The sequence below is a fragment of the Mesorhizobium sp. CNPSo 4684 genome (genome assembly GCF_057784315.1).
This window is the reverse complement of sequence record NZ_JBWLUX010000103.1, coordinates 1-624: the sequence shown is the minus strand read 5'-3', so window position 1 is coordinate 624 and position 624 is coordinate 1. Positions and strand designations below refer to the sequence as shown.

General features: G+C 63.6%; 1 protein-coding gene. It reads right to left on the bottom strand.

Features of this window, described 5'->3' with window-relative positions; genetic code table 11:
- The coding region (locus tag AC04SG_RS32875) for a fumarylacetoacetate hydrolase family protein (RefSeq protein ID WP_488554403.1) at positions 1-624 on the bottom strand (624 nt) is incomplete at both ends.

Sequence of the window (624 nt, the reverse complement as noted above, 5' to 3'; positions counted from 1 at the left end):
AGCCCAACGCCGGGGGGCGTGCCGGTGGAGATGATGTCGCCGGGATGCAGCGACATGAACTGGCTGAGGTAGGAGACGAGATAGGCGACGCCGTAGACCATGGTCTTGGTCGAGCCGTTCTGCATGGTCTTGCCGTTGACCGTCAGCCACATTTTCAGGTTCTGCGGATCCGGCACTTCGTCCTTGGTGACAAGCCACGGGCCGGTCGGGCCGAACGTGTCGCAGCTCTTGCCCTTGGTCCACTGGCCCTGGCGCTCGGCCTGGAAGGCGCGTTCGGACACGTCATGGGCGACGGCATAGCCGGCAACATAATCCAGTGCGTCGGCCTCGCTGACATATTTCGCCGTTTTGCCGATGATCACGGCGAGCTCGACCTCCCAGTCGGTCTTTTCCGAGCCGCGCGGGATCAAAACGTCGTCGTCCGGGCCGACAATGGCCGAGCTGGCCTTCATGAAGATGATCGGCTCCGGCGGTACGGTGGCGCCGGTTTCGGCGGCGTGGTCGGAATAGTTCAGCCCAATACAGATGAACTTGCCGGTGCCGGCAACGCAAGGGCCGAGCCGGGGCTTTCCGGACACCGCCGGCAGCGACTTCGGATCGAGCTTCGACAATGTCTCGAGCGAC